12 protein-coding genes are annotated in these 14,619 nt (G+C 53.2%); 11 read left to right on the forward strand and 1 reads right to left on the reverse strand.

The window, feature by feature from the left end; all coding sequences use genetic code 11:
• Positions 1-184: 184 nt before the first annotated feature.
• From RDM37_RS03330 to ispF, 11 genes are all read left to right on the forward strand, one after another.
• Positions 185-3,184 (forward strand): histidine kinase, encoded by a 3,000-nt coding sequence (locus RDM37_RS03330; RefSeq protein ID WP_308554986.1) that lies wholly within the window; start codon positions 185-187, stop codon positions 3,182-3,184.
• Positions 3,185-3,188: 4 nt separating this feature from the next.
• A complete protein-coding gene (locus RDM37_RS03335; protein WP_308554988.1) occupies positions 3,189-3,968 on the forward strand; it encodes a response regulator transcription factor in 780 nt (259 codons plus the stop codon).
• Positions 3,969-4,169: 201 nt separating this feature from the next.
• A complete protein-coding gene (locus RDM37_RS03340) occupies positions 4,170-5,105 on the forward strand; it encodes a GIN domain-containing protein (protein WP_308554990.1) in 936 nt (311 codons plus the stop codon).
• A 64-nt stretch (positions 5,106-5,169) separates the two neighbouring features.
• Positions 5,170-5,895: a Bax inhibitor-1/YccA family protein gene (locus RDM37_RS03345; RefSeq protein WP_293964164.1), complete on the forward strand. Its 726-nt coding sequence runs from the start codon at positions 5,170-5,172 to the stop codon at positions 5,893-5,895.
• Positions 5,896-5,916: 21 nt separating this feature from the next.
• Positions 5,917-6,918 carry a type IX secretion system protein PorQ gene (porQ, locus tag RDM37_RS03350; protein ID WP_293964163.1) on the forward strand — a complete coding sequence of 334 codons (1,002 nt, stop codon included), beginning with the start codon at positions 5,917-5,919 and terminating at the stop codon, positions 6,916-6,918.
• Positions 6,908-7,618: a (d)CMP kinase gene (gene cmk, locus RDM37_RS03355; protein ID WP_308554992.1), complete on the forward strand. Its 711-nt coding sequence runs from the start codon at positions 6,908-6,910 to the stop codon at positions 7,616-7,618. The genes porQ and cmk overlap by 11 nt, the downstream gene beginning before the upstream one ends.
• Positions 7,619-7,622: 4 nt before the next feature.
• A complete protein-coding gene (locus RDM37_RS03360) occupies positions 7,623-8,525 on the forward strand; it encodes a 4-hydroxy-3-methylbut-2-enyl diphosphate reductase (protein WP_308555052.1) in 903 nt (300 codons plus the stop codon).
• 12 nt (positions 8,526-8,537) lie between these two features.
• Positions 8,538-9,581: a hypothetical protein gene (locus tag RDM37_RS03365; protein ID WP_308554994.1), complete on the forward strand. Its 1,044-nt coding sequence runs from the start codon at positions 8,538-8,540 to the stop codon at positions 9,579-9,581.
• Positions 9,574-11,127, forward strand: a complete 1,554-nt coding sequence (locus tag RDM37_RS03370; protein ID WP_308554996.1) for a YifB family Mg chelatase-like AAA ATPase — start codon at positions 9,574-9,576, stop codon at positions 11,125-11,127. Before RDM37_RS03365 ends, RDM37_RS03370 begins: the two co-directional genes overlap by 8 nt.
• 60 nt (positions 11,128-11,187) lie before the next feature.
• On the forward strand, positions 11,188-12,369 hold the full coding sequence (porV, locus tag RDM37_RS03375; protein WP_308554998.1) for a type IX secretion system outer membrane channel protein PorV: 1,182 nt from the start codon (positions 11,188-11,190) through the stop codon (positions 12,367-12,369).
• A gap of 12 nt (positions 12,370-12,381) precedes the next feature.
• The gene (ispF, locus tag RDM37_RS03380; protein WP_293964157.1) at positions 12,382-12,858 is read left to right on the forward strand and encodes a 2-C-methyl-D-erythritol 2,4-cyclodiphosphate synthase; all 477 of its coding nucleotides are present in this window, start codon (positions 12,382-12,384) and stop codon (positions 12,856-12,858) included.
• A 319-nt stretch (positions 12,859-13,177) separates the two neighbouring features.
• On the opposite strand, the gene RDM37_RS03385 is transcribed toward ispF, so the two are convergent.
• Positions 13,178-14,608, reverse strand: a complete 1,431-nt coding sequence (locus tag RDM37_RS03385; RefSeq protein WP_308555000.1) for a hypothetical protein — start codon at positions 14,606-14,608, stop codon at positions 13,178-13,180.
• Between the last annotated feature and the right edge of the window lie 11 nt (positions 14,609-14,619).

The raw sequence follows: 14,619 nt of genomic DNA on the forward strand, positions 1-14,619 counted from the left end.
GTCAGGACAATCTTGCAAGCAAGATTGTGAGACTGTTGACTTTTGCAACAGTCTCTTTTTTATCTCTTCTCTGCGACACAAGAGCTTCTGACCTTAAAGGTCAAAAGCTTAGTCGCTCTAGTCTCTAAATATGTATCTTTGTGAACCGATGAAGTCTTATCATCTACAGCAATACACTCCTATTATGACAATCCTAGCCCTATGGCTACTAGTCATAGGAACTCTTCAGGCACAAAGCTTGGAGGGGGTGCAGAGCATACGCTACTCCAAGGAGCAGGGATTGCCACAGTGTCAGGTGACTAGGTTGATGCAAGATAGTCGCGGGTATATATGGGCTGGGACGAAGGCTGGTGTGGGTCGATTTGATGGCGTGCGGTTTCACCCCTTTACGGCATCTAGGGAGGGGTTGTCAGCTGGAGAGGTCATCCATCTTGAGGAGGATGAAGATGGCTTTGTATGGGTCATTACGACGCAAGGTGTCTCACGAATCAGTGGCGATAGTGTACAGACACTCCCTGTACCTCTGGCGAGACTATGTGCCGCAACCTTAGGTGGAGAGCGTACCCTGTGGTATGCCAAGCGGGATGCATCGTCTCGCTTTGTAGTCGGTCGCTATGCAGAGGGGAGGCTGCAAGAGACGCCTCTCTCTCAAGGGGTCACCTGGGTAGACTCTCAGATGCGCTATGATAAGCTACACCACGACCTCTACCTCATAGGTTCGTATAGTGGCTCTGATAGGCTATTGCGGGTGACGAGAGAGGGGCGTATCACAACCGTTGACCTCCCTAAGCAACTACAGCAACAGTCTAAGCGTCTGCTCTATGGACCTCGGGGCGAGGTCTGTATAGCCTTTAGCCGAGAGGTGGGGACGGTGGAGCTTTATGCTCTCTCTGCTAAGGGGCTTAGTCGTATAGCTTCTTCTGTAGGAGGGCGTTGGGTAGAGCCACTCCCGATAGCTTGGTATGGGTTAAGCAACGTCATACTGCCGGGCTTACATGTAGGAGAGATACAGTTCCTAAATTATGGCGAGCTGATAAATCTTAGTAAGTATATATCGCAGTGGGGGTATATCACAGATATGGTCGTTAACCAACAGGGGGGCATCTATCTTGGTACAGAGCGCGGTATGCTACAGGTATTGCCTGATGCGGTTCAGCTCTACGATGCGAAGCTACTGCCTGAGGTGTGGGGCTGTGTCGCTGGCGATGATGGCACGATATACGCTAGCTCCTTTACGCACGGGATCAAGCGCATCCGTGGCGATCAGGTAGAGTCGCTCTCACTTACTAGCGAGCTAGATAAAGAGTACTACTTTCATCCTGTACGAGATAGCCGTGGGGTGCTTTACTTCCCACACTCTAACGGTGTGAGACGTTATAATCCGAAGAGTGGTAAGGTCTCAGAGCTAGAGCATACAGGGGTGTATGAGCAGCTCTGCTTCTATACCTATTACGATGCTCAGCGTCGGCTTATATGGGGTGGAGGTATGGGGAGCTTTGCTATATGGGACGAAGAGGGTAAAGTACAGCGTACAGTCACACAATATAAGAGTGTTACAATACAGGGTAATATACTCTCCATCACACGGGACTCTGTCGGGAGCTACTGGCTGGGTGGTAGAGAGATTTACCGCTATGACTACGACACAGGAGCGTTAGTTAGGTATGCTAACGAGCGAGGCGCCCCATACTTCTGTATGGAGATGGCGACAGATGCGTATGGCACGACTTGGTTTGCCACTGATATGGGACTATGCTACTACGATGCTAAGCAAGATCAAATCTGCGTAGTAGATGATCCCGAGTTCCAAGAGGTGACCGCCCTCGTCCTACCGATAGATAGCGAGCGACTACTGGTGTCGCAGGGCGATCGGCTCTGTATCATCGATCTCAAAGCATTTCATCGTACGAGACGAGTGAAACTGTGGGGCTATATCGATGCGTCCAATGGTTTTCGTGTAGAGGAGCCTGGGCAGGCTGGCGCATATATGGACTCTCAGGGCAACATTTGGGTGACCAGTAGTTCGCATCTAGCGTCTATTCGCCCCAAACTATTAAGACCGACAGCTACGCACGGAGCCAAGCTCTTCTTCTCCTATTATGATAACACGCCTATACTATATAATCAGCGACGAGTGAGCCTCCCGACCAATAGAACGTCTGTGACCATTTCGCTTACGACGCTTGCCTATAGTCGTCCCTATCCGCTGGTGTATCGCTATCGTACGAGTAGCACAGCCCCTTGGAGCAAGGCTCAGGATGAGGATTATATCGTCTTGACCAACTTGCCTCATGGCACGACGACACTGCAGGTGCAGGTGCTATACAAAGGGACTGATAAGGTCTGCTCGGAGCAGGAGCTATATGAACTAGAGATATCGGTGAGGCGAGCCTTCTATAATCAAGGGTGGTTTGTCCCGAGCATTGTCCTCTTACTGCTGCTAGCCATCGTGGGGAGTGTGCTCCTCCTGCTATGTACTAAGCGACGCCTCTCTGAGACTATTACGCAAGCTCAGGTCGCTGAGATGGATACGATACAAGCTCAACTCAATCCACACTTTGTCTACAATGTCCTGACCTCGGTACAGGCTAAGGTACACTTACAGAAAACCGAAGAGGCCGAGCAGCAGTTGATCAGTCTGAGTCGGCTCATACGAGCATTCCTCCATAGTTCGATACAAAGCTCTGTAAGTGCGCTAGACTCTACACTAGCACAGCACTGGACTACGCTACAGCGGGAGCTAGAGCTGACGGAGCAGTTTGTGAGCTTTCAGCAGGAGCTACACCCAGATGCTTTTGCCTTTCAGATTACCATTGACGAGGCTATATCTTCCGATCAGGTTTGTATACCTCCGATGCTCTTGCAGCCCTTTGTGGAGAATGCTATAAGTCACGGACTACTGCCTCTCAATGATGCCCGTAGAGCAATGCTACAAGTCTCCATCTCTCTAGACCAACAGAGTGGAGCCATATCCATCCAGATAGCTGACAATGGTATCGGCATACAGCAAGCCCAAAAGCTACAACACAAGTCCAAGCTCAGCTATCACTCCTATGGCCTGGAGCTAACGAAGAAGCGTATCCACCTCCTCAATCGACTAGGCTATGCGATAGACCTCGGTATAGACTCTTCGGAGCAAGGAACCACCATCACACTACGCTTACCACCTCATTATCGCCTATAAATCTATGTTTACAACTATCCCACCACTACGGACCATAATCGCTGACGACTCTCCCGAGATCTTGGCTCTGATGCGTTCTTTAGTCGAGGAGGTAGCCCCAACGCTAGAGATTGTTGCGACTTGTACCTCGCTGGCAAAGGTAGATCTAGCCATCAAGAAATTTGCCCCCCAGCTACTCATCTTGGACATACAGTTTGCTCCTGAGGGGCGGACCGCCTTTGACCTACTAGAGGAGTGGCAAAACTTCCGACAGTTTCAGCTCATCATCTTCTCTGGGCACTGTGAGTTTAAGTATGCGCAGCAAGCAATCTATGAGGGAGCCGTTGCCTTTCTCGACAAGCCTATAGACAAGGAGTCGCTACGCTCAGCTATCGAAAAGGCTGCTCAGCGTATCTATCAGTCGCATGAGACGAGTACCGCATCTACCCCAAGCGACCAGACTGGTAAGTGGCTACAAGTCTCCACAGCGGTAGACACGCGCATCTTCCATAGTAATCAGATCGTATACATACAGTCTAGTGACGGGGGGTGTAAGATCTATCTATCTGATGGAGAGGAGATCTACAGCACTAAGAACATAGGTGTCTACGATAGAGAGCTACAGGGACTACACATCTTCGTTAGGACGCATCAGAGCTACATCGTCAATCTTAACTACATCCAGGGCTACACAAATCGCACCGAACGCAAGCTCATACTGCGCTCTCCTTTTCCTCAGTTACCCAGCTCCAAGATTGGCTTCAAGAACCTCAATCATTTCTTCTCCCAAAACCGAGAAGACTAGCGATAAGTCGTAAGCTCCTTTTTGCCGTGAAGCTCCAGTGCCAACCCCTATTGGCACTACAGTTTCATAGGTAGGGAACTATTGGCGTCTCTGCACTTTTTTGTATCTTCGTTGCTACAAATGAGGTGATTCGTCTCTTGATGCCGAGTTATCCTCATAGCAATACTGACAAACCGACACCTAAAAACATCCAGAGTCTCTATGAAAAAACGCAATATATCTCACGCTCGTCTCACCCCTAAGCTCTCTGACATACCGATTTCAAAGGGTCTGCGCAGATGGCGACAAGGAGTTATCGCTGGTAGCACCCTCGCCTCAGGCGTGGCGGTGACCGCCTTGGCTCTCGTCTACTGGCAGCGTCATAGGCGTAGCAAGAGTTACAGCTACGCTACTAGGACCTTTGACACGCTAGAGGTGGGGACGGGCGTTCAACTACAGATCAAGTTTGACACCGTATCACACGCCTCGCTCAGAGTCTCCTACCCCAATGCGCTGCGACGTCGTGTGAAGGTGCGCGTAGCGGACAACACGCTATCCATCAGACGTCTACCTTATCGCAACCGATGGGTACCGGGAGAGGTCTTTGCCGAGCTCACCTTACCCTCGATCAGCCAGCTGCGCGTGGTCGGGGATGCCAAGGTGGTAGCGACGGGATGCAACAAGCTCGATACACCCTTTGACTTGCTACAGATTGGTGGGCAGGTAGAGGGTTTGACCATCGATGCGCACTACGCAGAGGTGCAGTTGCGTGGCAATGCAAAGGCCGATCTCTACCTCTCGTGTGACCAATCCTTCATAAGCTACAGTGGCTCTCCGGTAGTACGTGCGGTGCTGCAATCGGAGGGACAAGCGCATATCACAGCGACTGGCTCAGGAAGTGCCACACTCCTCGGACAGACCAAGGAACTCGCCCTGACAGCCTCCGATCGCTCTGTGGTGCGGGCTGACACACTGACTGTCGAGGCGGCTAACGCGTTGCTCTCTGACAGCGCTGAGTGCTACCTACAGGTGACCGATCGACTCTCCTATACGCTCTGCAACGACTCCAAGCTAGGACTTACCCAACAGCCGAAGCGCATAGTGAAAGCTGAGGTTCTTGACTCGGCAACATTGGAGACGCTAGACGGGAAGCGTTAAACTTCTCTCTCACTCCCCTATCTGATACAGACAAGACTATGAAACACATTAATATCATAATGCTATGACAACACCCCCTCCCTACAACCCCTCTGACTACACGACCCCACAGGGGCAAACCTATATGGCCACTCCTATGGTGAGCAAGGTGATGCGTAAGACCTTCGGCTGGATGACTATGTGCCTGCTGATCACAGCGCTGACCGCTATGGGAGTCGTAAACTCAGGACTCTTCTACCAGATAGCTTCATCGGGAGCTATGTGGCTACTCATCATCGCGGAGCTAGTCGTGGTCTTCGTCCTCTCGGCGCGCATCCACAAGATGAGTGTGACGACGGCTACCATTATGCTGATTGTCTACTCGGCGCTCAACGGCGCGACGCTCTCTGTCATCTTTGTAGTATATAGTCTCGGGTCGATTGCGAAGACCTTCTTCATAACCACCGGCATGTTTGGCGTGATGGCACTCGTGGGTGCTACCACCAAGCGGGATCTATCTAAGATGGGCTCTATCCTATTCATGGCACTGATAGGCCTCATCATTGCTTCGCTGGTCAATCTCTTCCTTCGCTCGAGCGGTCTGGACTGGATCATTAGCCTCATCGGCGTGGTACTCTTCACCGCTCTGACTGCTTATGACGTGCAGCGTGTGAAGCGTCTAGCTACTGAGACAGACCTCTATGACGATACGCAGGTGGGACGGCTGGCTGTCATCAGTGCCTTGTCGCTCTATCTAGACTTTATCAACCTATTCCTATACCTCTTGAGGTTCTTCGGACGTAACGACTGATAGCCCCTCTACTACAGATCTATGCCTCGAGCATCTCTTTGGAGTCCAGTACTCCTATTACTTTTCGGCCTCCTCCCCTATACAGCTGTACGGGGGCAGGAGGCTCATACTTTTGGCTTCCTGCTACAGCCCCCCTCAGCACAGTCGCTCGCTATGGGCGGCAAGGTAATATCCTATATAGATGCAAACCCAGGGCTAGCTCTGGACAACCCCGCACTCTATGGACATGAGGTGGCGGGACGAATGTTTCTCTCCTACTTTAACTACATGCGTGGCACGCACAGTGCCAATGCGCTCTACGGGCTACCTGTCGGTGAACGGGGTGCCTGGGCAGTCGCTCTGCGCAGTACTTATTACGGTAAGATGCAGGGATATGATACGAAGGGGGTGGCGACGGCTCCTTTTCAGGCGATGGAGATGGCACTCTCGGGACTTTACAGCTACGACCTGACCGACAGACTACGTGGTGGTTTGGCACTCAAGATGCTCTATGGGCAGATCGAGCACTACTCTGCTTTTGCCCTCGTAGCTGACGCCGGGCTGAGCTATTACCGCTCCGACTGGGGCACATCGCTAGGTATGACCATCTCTAATGTGGGCGGTATGCTCAAGAGCTACGGCCTCTCGCGTCGTATGCCACAGTGGGACGTGCGTCTCGGTATGTCGCAGCGACTGGCGCATGCTCCGATACGCTTTCACCTTACCATACAGGGGCTGACTCCTTATAATATACAGACGTGGGGTGCGGGTCGATCGACAGGTATCCGTGTAGCAAGCCACTTAGCGGGTGGCGTGGAGTTTGTGCCGTCTGAGCAGTTTTGGGTAGGCATCGGGTACAATGCGAAGCAAGCAGTGGACCTCTCAGAGCGAGGAGCTAAGAGCCTGAGTGGCCTGTCGGCTGGTGTGGGCTTTAATCAGAGGCACTACCGCCTAGCACTCGGCGCGACCTATTATACCCCACAGATGTTGGGGCTGATGTTTTCATTCTCCACAACCTTTGGCAATGACAAGTATGTCTACTAAGCAGATACAGATAGCGATCGATGGTTACAGTGCCTGTGGCAAGAGTACGCTAGCCCGTGCGCTCGCCAGGGATCTGGGCTACACCTACGTGGATAGCGGTGCGATGTATCGTGCCGTGGCGCTCTTTGCGATGCGCCGTGGGCTATGGGATGGTGAGCAGTTTGACCTAGATAAGCTACGCCAAGAGCTAGAGGGTGTGCAGGTGACCTTTGACCCTCAGACGGGGCACACGCTCCTCAATGGTGAGGATGTCGAGTCTGAGATCCGCACGCTAGAGGTGTCTCGTCCGGCTAGTGTCGTGGCGAGCTATGACTTCGTACGTACGCTGCTTGTGGCTCAGCAGCAGCGTCTAGGCGAGGCGGGTGGTATCGTGATGGATGGTCGAGATATTGGGACGGTTGTCTTCCCAGAGGCTGAGCTCAAGATCTTTCTCACAGCAACGCCAGAGGTGCGTGCGCAGCGTCGCTACGATGAGCTGCGTGGCAAAGGCGACCAGACAACAACGATGGAGATGGTCTCGGCCGATCTAAAGGATCGCGACTACCGCGACTCACACAGAGCGATCAATCCGCTCCGCCAAGCTGAGGATGCGGTCGTCATAGATAATAGTGTACTCTCTATAGATGAGCAGGCTGCCATGGCTCTAGCTCTAGCACGACAGAGAGAAAGAGCAGAGGTAGATAAGGGTGAAGGCGAATAATCAGATAGGACGTGTCGAGATAGACCCCGAGTCGGGCTTCTGCTTTGGCGTCATCAAGGCGGTCTCTCGTGCGGAGGAGATCTTGCGTCAGGAGCATGGCGAGCCTCTCTACTGTCTAGGCGACATCGTCCACAATCGTGCTCAGGTGGATCGGCTAGAGTCGCTTGGCATGCGAACGATAGACCACGAGCAGTTTAGCTGTCTGAGCAATGCACGGGTACTATACCGAGCTCATGGTGAGCCTCCCGCCTCTTACACTTATGCTGCAGAGCATGGCATAGAGGTGGTCGATGCGACTTGCCCCGTCGTGCTGAGACTACAGCAGAAGGTGAGACAAGCGTATCTCCAGCATGCGGAGGATGATACGCAGATCGTCATCTTTGGCAAGCCTGGACATGCAGAGGTCAATGGACTGGTCGGGCAGACCGATGGCAAGGCGATTGTGGTGCGAGAGCCTAAGGACTTAGACTTGATCGACTTCTCTCGCTCTGTCGAGCTCTTTTCGCAGACCACCATGCAGGAGGATCAGCTCGAGGAGATGCTTTCGCTCATCAAGAGCCGTCTGAGTGACTCTGCAACGCTCATTTATCACAACACCATCTGCCAGCAGGTGGCGCGTCGCATTCCCAATATCCGAGAATTTGCCAAGAGCCATGATCGCATCTTCTTTGTCTCCGATCAGAAGAGCTCCAACGGACGTGTCCTCTATCAGAACTGCCTCGAGGTCAATCCGAATACGACCTTCATCACCTATCCCTCCGAACTGACCTACGACTTAGTCCCCTCACACGAGGAGTCTATCGGCGTGTGCGGAGCCACGAGCACCTCGCGAGAGCAACTGCAAGAGATCGCCGAGATCATCACCCGTTGGATGCAACAAAGACAAGATGCTACTCAGTCAAATTAAACAACACACCTTATGAGACGACTGCTCCACCCCTTTAGCATACTATTGCCGACCCTCACCTGCCTGCTCCTACTCGTATCTTGTGGTGGTGGTCAGGTAAAGATTGAGATCGATAGCGATAAGGCGGACAACACGGGCTACACAGCGCTCCTCTACACGCTACAGAGTGGCGGAGCGCAGATTGACACGCTCACCTTTACCAAGGTCGGGGAGTCTTTTTCCTACACCTTCGATCGGGACTCTATCTATGAGGCGTACCTCGTCGTGGGTTCCTTCGAGCAGTATTACCCACTAGACCTGCAGAGCCAGAGCAAGGTGCGCTTTCACCTAGAGGTCGCTTCACCGCACAACTGCTACGACCAGGACGAAGCTAAGAGGACGGGCTACAAAGCTTTCCTAAAGAAGGCGACCCCACTCCTACGTACCTACGACAAGGCGGTCGCGGACAACGACTTCGACAATGCCAATAAAGAGGCGAAGCTGGTGATGCAGGAGTTCATCGCCTTTGCATCAAACCTCAAGGAGAAGGAGCTGAAACGCTATGCCGCGCAGATGGACTGGGCACTAGAGATCATGTCTCTCTACGAAGACGGTCTGTCGCAGTTTCGTCAGGCGCTCATGGACGGCACGATAGACTCAGCACTCTTCACGCCTGAGATCTATCAGTTTGTCGTCACCCCCACGTCCACTGTACAAAAGGGGTACCCCACCCTACGCGCTATCAATAAGCAGGACACGATCACATGGCAAGCCTCCAGCTATCCGCAGGGACGCATCCTCTACGGCGCAGATATCGAGTGGCGAAAGGTGCGCATACCGCAAGGCTCTCAGCAGTCGATCACACTGATCCTCCCGCTCGGGAGCGTAGACTCGCTAGCTCAGATAGCCAATCGTCTAGGCGCATACAACTATATCATCGATGCGCCTGAGCCTCTCCGTGTGCAGCTCTACAGATCTTTAGCTCCAGACAGACAGGCTGGCGTGATGCACTACCGTACCGACAGTAACCACACGCTAGTCGTAGACTCTATCTCTTATTTCCAATACAATGAGTAAGCTCGTCAAGACCTATTCCTCAGCCCTGATCAGCCTCGATGCGCTCCTCGTCACTGTGGAGCTCAGCGTCTCCAAGGGATTTAACATCAGCATGGTAGGACTGCCCGATGCCGCCGTACGAGAGTCGCTCTCGCGTGTCTACACCGCCTGCGATTCCAGTGGTGCGCACCCTAAGAGCCATAATACGGTCATCAACCTAAGCCCAGGCGATGTGCGCAAGGAGGGGACCGTCTTTGACCTCCCGATCGCTGTGGCACTCCTTGCTGCCAATGAGATCATCCCGGATGAGCCTCTGGCAGACTATGTGATGGCTGGCGAACTATCTCTCGATGGCACCTTGCAACCTGTCAAAGGTATACTCCCGATGGCCATCATGGCGCGAGAGCAGAAGTTCAAAGGAGTCTTCGTGCCAAAAGAAAACGCCCGCGAAGCTGCCGTCGTCAACGACCTAGAGGTCTACGGCGTCGAGTCGCTCAGAGAGGTCATAGACTTCCTCGCAGGCAGAGCCAAGCTAGAGCCGACGGTGGTCAACACCCGCGAGGAGTTTGCCCAGCAGCAGTGCGTCTCTTCGGTAGACTTCAGCGAGGTCAAGGGGCAGCCCGCCCTGGTCCGAGCTATGGAGGTCGCAGCCGCAGGTGGACACAACATTATTATGATCGGTTCCCCTGGATCGGGTAAGTCAATGGTTGCCAAACGTCTCCCCACGATCCTCCCGCCGCTCACCCTCCACGAAGCTCTCGAAACGACCAAGATATACTCCGTAGCGGGTGCCCTCAAAGGTGACGTATCCCTGATGAAGAGCCGCCCCTTCCGTTCGCCGCACCACACCATCTCCAATGTAGCACTCGTGGGAGGCGGCACGACCCCACGTCCAGGCGAGGTGAGCTTGGCACACAACGGGGTGCTCTTCCTAGACGAGCTGGCCGAGTTCAATCGTGTAGCCCTCGAGCTGCTACGTCAGCCACTCGAAGACCGTACCATCACCATCTCTCGTGCTAAGGCGACTTTTAGCTATCCCGCCTCCTTCATGCTGGTGGCTGCGATGAACCCCTGTCCTTGTGGTTACTACAACGATCCCAACCGCGAGTGCACCTGCCCTCCTGGTGCGCCAACTAAGTATTTGCAAAAGCTCTCCGGGCCTCTCTTAGACCGCATAGACATACAGATCGAGACCCGTCCCGTAGACTTCGACTCGCTCTCCGACCGTCGTCCCGCCGAGAGCAGCGCTGCGATCCGCGAGCGGGTCATCAAGGCAAGAGAGATACAGCTCCAGCGCTTCGCTCCTTACCCCGGCATCCATTGCAATGCACAGATGACGCCACGATTGATGAAGCAGTTCGCCTATGTCGAGGGCGACGCTATGAAGATCCTGCGTCAAGCGATGATACAGCGCGACCTCTCTGCGAGAGCTTACGACCGCATCCTCAAGGTGGCCCGCACCATTGCCGACCTCGATGGCTCTGAGCTGATTTCGCTCAAGCATATCAGCGAGGCGATCAACTACCGCAACCTCGATCGCTCCTCCTGGGGGATCGTATCGGTCTAACAACAAGTAATACAATAAACAGCCTTCCTCTGCCGTTAGTTCAGTAAATCAATAGACTCTATGAAACTTCGCAATCTACGCATAACCGCCCTCCTACTCCTAGCCTTGGGGTCGCTAACCTCTCACCTCACAGCACAAGAGGTGAGCCAAGACAGACGCTTCAATCCTGTCCTCACCTCTGTACCCTCACTCAATATCAACCCGAGTGCCCGTGCTGCAGGTCTAGCCGATATGGGTGTCTCGACCACACCTGACGTACAGTCTCAGTACTTCAACCCCGCTAAGTACGCTTTCCTCAGTAGCAAGGCTGGTATCAGCATGTCCTACACCCCTTGGCTCGCTAAGCTGGTCAAGGATATCAAGCTCATGGAGCTTGTCGGCTACTACAAGATAGGCCGTGAGAGCAACCAAGCACTCAGTGCCTCGGTACGCTACTTCTCTTTTGGTGCTATCGAGCAGTTTGGCCCTATGTCCGAGTCTCTCGGTGAGGCGCACCCTAATGAATTTGCCGTAGACTTTGGCTACGGGCTACAGCTCTCTGACAGCTACTCGATGGCGGTCGCCCTGCGCTACATACGTGCCGACAACAACCTCGCAACGGGTGAAAAGAGCGCAGGCAATGCCTTTGCAGCAGACATTGCGGGTTTCTACAATCGTTACTTTGACCTAGGCTCTGCCGAGAGCTTGTGGACCTTTGGTTTCAACATTAAGAATATCGGTACCAAGATCTCTTACGACAACGGCGGCACCAGTATGTTTATCCCGACCAATCTCTCGCTCGGTACGGGACTCCTCTACCCCTTTGATGAGTACAATGCACTGGCCTTCAACGTGGAGGCAAGCAAGCTTCTCGTCCCGACCCCTCCTGTAAAGGATCAAGCGAACCCCGAGGCGTACGACGCTGCTCGTGAGAAGTATCTCAACACCTCCTCCATCGCCGGCATCTTCACCTCGTGGGCTGACGCTCCAGGCGGCTTCAAGGAGGAGCTACAGGAGGTCTCCCTGCGACTCGGTGCTGAGTACAGCTACAACAACCGCTTCTTCCTACGTGCGGGCTATCACTACCTACACCCAGACAAAGGTAACCTTCAGTACTTCACCGCTGGTGCGGGCTTCAAGATGAACGTCTTCAGCATCGATGCTTCCTACCTCGTCTCAACCGTCCAGAGCAACCCGCTCGACCAGACGCTCCGCTTCACCATTGCCTTCGACTTTGACGGCATCCGTGAGCTACTTAAGTAAGCTACCGCAAGCATGACCTGTAGCTATCGCATAGGCTCTGGCTACGACATCCATCGCACCACGCCAGACCGACCGCTCATCCTCTGTGGCATACGCATCCCCAGCCCACTGGGACTGCTCGGTCACTCCGATGCCGACGTAGCGCTACACGCTCTGATGGATGCGCTCCTCGGGGCTATCGGCCAGCGAGACATTGGCTACCACTTCCCCGATACCGACGAGCAGTACCATGGTGCCGACAGCACGCAGCTCCTTGCCACCGTTATGCAGATGGTACGCGAAGCAGGCTACCAAGTGGTCAATGCCGACCTCACCATCATCGCTCAGCAACCTAAACTGTCGCCTCATATACCACAGATGATAGCGCGTCTCGAGGAGCTACTCGACACCCCTTGCGTCAATGTCAAGGCGACCACCCACGAGCATCTCGGACCACTCGGCAATAGCGAGGGTATCGCAGCGCAAGCCGTCGTACTGCTTACTCGCTGATCCCCAAACCATATTAAAACCCCAATAGCCACGAAGGAGACATCCACCCCCTTCGTGGCTATTCTTATTTTCACGGAGCTCCCACTAAGGCGCTATTCGTCTCTTCGGAGACACGCTGTGAGTCTCAGTAGCCAGACAGTGTCTAGTGAGAGGGCGTCCCTAACAAGGAGCGACCCATCGCTATAATAGCGTTGACAAGTATAGGTCCTTTATGGTTGTACAAAGGAAGAGGAGAACTTGCATCTCCTCTTTTGTACAAACAAAGAAAGGGGACCTCGCGAGAGAGATCCCCTTTCGAATCAAGACCTAATTGAATAGGTTAGAAGATAGCAGTGAATACGTTTTCGGATCCACTGACTAGCTTGGCACCAAGCTGTGGCTTCGCCTGGGTATTCTTCACGTCCCAAATATAGACGTTGCCATCGTAGCTGCTAAAGTTGTTACCGACTGGTGTGATAGCGAAGTAAATCTTACCATTACGGATGGCAGCCTCTTGGTATTGGAAGAAGTAGGTGTGGCTTGGCACCTCTAGGTCCAGCACCTCTCCTGTATTGAGATCTACTCGAGCAATGCCCCAAGGGTATTGAGGTATCTCATTACCGTGTGGGTCGGTGTAGTTGGTAATAGGCTTTGCATCTCCCTTTTCGTAGGGTACAAAGGCGATCCCATCGCCAGCGTAGAACCAGCCAATGCTTCTGGCCTTACTGTGTCCGCACTTGCCTGCGATATCGATGGACCAGTCTTGGTACTGACCATCCTTGATCTTGAGCATATAGACCTTGCCACCCTCAAAACCTGTTAGCTGGTAGATGGTCTTGCCATCCTCAGCGAGGAACATATTGCGAGAGCGATAGCCAGTGGTGGAGCCTACCTCCTCTTTATAGAATATGGTCTTTGGGTTCTTAAAGCTTGGGTAGTCAAATATCAAGGTAGCGGTCTTGCCGGTCGACTTAACCGTTTTCCTACCTGGCACCTTGTCAAGTGACTCGATCTTACTGATCTGTGCACCGAAGTAGATCTTACCACCAGTGATCACTGGAGAGTGGATACGAGAGATAAAGTAGCCTTGCTTATCCAATTCGGGTAGGCTTACGGTACCCTTATTGTTGTTGCCTAGCTTCATCGCGGTATTGTCTAGGATCACGATGTTGTAGGCACCACCAATGGATGCAGCAGTGCCAGTAGCGTCCTTATCGAGTACCTTGCCGGAAGCATCGAAGCGAACGGGGCTGATCTCGTGAACGGAAGAGTAATGGGTGCCTGGCAACAGGGCAAAGCGCATGTTGCTATTCCCGATTACGTTCTGTGAGCGTACGGTGGTGCGTAGCTCAAACTTCTTGGTCTGCTTATTGTAGATCACGTTGGTGATATCGCCTACACGATAGGTAAGGCTGTAGAGGAAGCCATCGCTACTTCTATAAGCGTGTGGTGCTCTCGCATCGGAGACCAATGGAAAGGCATCCTTACCACCTACGATGGTCAGATTGGGATCATCGAGCTTGTCAAACTGGTGGAGGTAGAAGTTGTTGGTACGAGCGTTGTAGCCTACGGTATATCCGATGTAGAAGTCAAGGTTGTCCTTGCTCTCGTACGTGCCTGCCGTGGTGATGTCGGCTCCGATGACGTTTGTACCATTACCTGGACCTACAGGGTCGGGACGCTGCGCTTGCTCATCATCGCAACTGGAGAAGAGCGTGGCGAGGAGCGCGATGGCCCCTACGGTAAAGAGGTTTTTGATAGTTCGTTTCATACTATTGTTTT

It is taken from the genome of uncultured Porphyromonas sp. (assembly GCF_902489635.1).
Classification (GTDB): domain Bacteria; phylum Bacteroidota; class Bacteroidia; order Bacteroidales; family Porphyromonadaceae; genus Porphyromonas.

What these genes read in the sequence shown, in the direction of transcription:
- ispF (WP_293964157.1), top strand. Translation starts at nt 12,382, where the DNA reads ATGACCTGTAGCTATCGCATAGGCTCTGGCTACGACATCCATCGCACC.
- RDM37_RS03365 (WP_308554994.1), top strand. Translation starts at nt 8,538, where the DNA reads ATGAGACGACTGCTCCACCCCTTTAGCATACTATTGCCGACCCTCACC.
- RDM37_RS03385 (WP_308555000.1), bottom strand. Translation starts at nt 14,608, where the DNA reads ATGAAACGAACTATCAAAAACCTCTTTACCGTAGGGGCCATCGCGCTC.
- RDM37_RS03335 (WP_308554988.1), top strand. Translation starts at nt 3,189, where the DNA reads ATGTTTACAACTATCCCACCACTACGGACCATAATCGCTGACGACTCT.
- porQ (WP_293964163.1), top strand. Translation starts at nt 5,917, where the DNA reads ATGCCTCGAGCATCTCTTTGGAGTCCAGTACTCCTATTACTTTTCGGC.
- RDM37_RS03340 (WP_308554990.1), top strand. Translation starts at nt 4,170, where the DNA reads ATGAAAAAACGCAATATATCTCACGCTCGTCTCACCCCTAAGCTCTCT.
- RDM37_RS03370 (WP_308554996.1), top strand. Translation starts at nt 9,574, where the DNA reads ATGAGTAAGCTCGTCAAGACCTATTCCTCAGCCCTGATCAGCCTCGAT.
- RDM37_RS03345 (WP_293964164.1), top strand. Translation starts at nt 5,170, where the DNA reads ATGACAACACCCCCTCCCTACAACCCCTCTGACTACACGACCCCACAG.
- cmk (WP_308554992.1), top strand. Translation starts at nt 6,908, where the DNA reads ATGTCTACTAAGCAGATACAGATAGCGATCGATGGTTACAGTGCCTGT.
- RDM37_RS03330 (WP_308554986.1), top strand. Translation starts at nt 185, where the DNA reads ATGACAATCCTAGCCCTATGGCTACTAGTCATAGGAACTCTTCAGGCA.
- porV (WP_308554998.1), top strand. Translation starts at nt 11,188, where the DNA reads ATGAAACTTCGCAATCTACGCATAACCGCCCTCCTACTCCTAGCCTTG.